This is a genomic window from Tahibacter caeni, from assembly GCF_024609805.1.
Lineage (GTDB): Bacteria > Pseudomonadota > Gammaproteobacteria > Xanthomonadales > Rhodanobacteraceae > Tahibacter > Tahibacter caeni.
This window is the reverse complement of the sequence record NZ_JANFVR010000622.1, coordinates 1-1,372: the sequence shown is the minus strand read 5'-3', so window position 1 is coordinate 1,372 and position 1,372 is coordinate 1. Positions and strand designations below refer to the sequence as shown.

Below are 1,372 nucleotides of genomic sequence, written 5' to 3'. Positions count from 1 at the left end.
CGCCCGCGGACGCGCCGGCCGCGGGCGCCGCCGGCGCGCCGGGCTCGTTGTTCAAGGTGGCCGCGACGCCGCTGAGGATCGGCACGAGGTCCTTGGCCTTGGCGTAGCGCAGATAGACCACGTTCGTGCCGCCGCCGCTCTGCAGCGGCGTGTCCAGGTGCGTGACGAGCGTGCGCATGCGCAGACGCCCGCTCTTGGCGCCGGCGATCAGGATGGAATTGGTGCGCTCGTCGGCGAGGATGCGCGGGCTTTCGCCGGTCGGCTGGGTGGCCTTGTCCTCGGCGAGGATCGTCAGGGTGCGCGCCATCTCGGCCGCGTTCGCGTGCTGCAGCGGAATGACCTCGACCTCGGAATCCGACACCGTGTCGATGCGCGCGATGATGCCGGCCACGCGCTGCACGTTGCTCGCACGGTCGGACACGACCAGCGAGTTGCTGGTCTGGTGCGCGATCAGCTGTGCGCCTTGCGGCAGCAGCGGCCGCAGGATCGGCACGAGTTCGGCCGCGGCCACGTGGCGCAGCGGAACGATCTGCGTGACGATCGCGTCGCCCGACTCGGCCGTCGCGACGCTGTTGCCGCCTTCGGCCTGGGCCATGGCCTCGGGCACGATCTTGATCATGCTGCCGGCCGGCACGGCCGCGTAGCCGTGCACGCGCAGCACCGACAGGAACACGTCGTAGATCTCGTCGGGCTGCATCGGCCGCGCGGAGATCACGCTGACCTTGCCCTGTACGTTCGGACCGACGATGAAGTTCTTGCCGGTGATTTCCGACACCGTGGCGATCAGCGCCTGGATGTCGGCGTCCTTGAGATTCAGCGTGTGCGTGCCCGGCGGATTGCCCGCCGCCGACGGCGGCGGCTGGGCCACGGCGGTCGCCGTCGCGAGCAACAGAGCCGAAGCGAGCAGGCAGGCACGCAGGGAAGCGATCGGTGTGCGCGTCATTTGATGTTCACGCTCAGGGTGACGGGCTTGCCGTCGCGGTTCACCGTGACGGTGACGCGACTGGCGTTCTTGAGGGAATCGACGACCTGGGTCGCGCGTCCCATCGAATCCAGCGGTACGTTGTTGATCGAGGTGACGACGTCCGTGGGCTGCAGGCCGAGCTGGGCGATCAGCGCGGCATTCGGTCCGCCGCTGAGCCGCACGCCGGCCATGCGGCCGTTCTCCATGACGGGTTGTGCACTGATCTGACGCATGAGCTCGGTCGGATCGGCCACGCCGAGCTGCTGCTGCAGGCGCGAGAAGTCGACCGCGCCCTGCGCCATCTGCGGCGCGACGAAGACCGGCGTCGCGGCCGGCATCTGTGCCGGTGTCGGGGCGGACGCCGACGTCGCCGCCGGCGCGGTGTTGCGGCCGCCGGTGTTCGGCGCC

General features: G+C 70.2%; 2 protein-coding genes. Both read right to left on the bottom strand.

Annotated elements, in window-relative coordinates; genetic code table 11:
• On the bottom strand, window positions 1-943 hold a 943-nt coding region (locus NON22_RS24365), incomplete at its 3' end, for a secretin N-terminal domain-containing protein (RefSeq protein WP_306673998.1).
• A partial coding sequence (locus NON22_RS24360; protein WP_257389571.1) for a PDZ domain-containing protein occupies window positions 940-1,372 on the bottom strand: 433 nt, incomplete at its 5' end. The genes NON22_RS24365 and NON22_RS24360, both read right to left, overlap by 4 nt.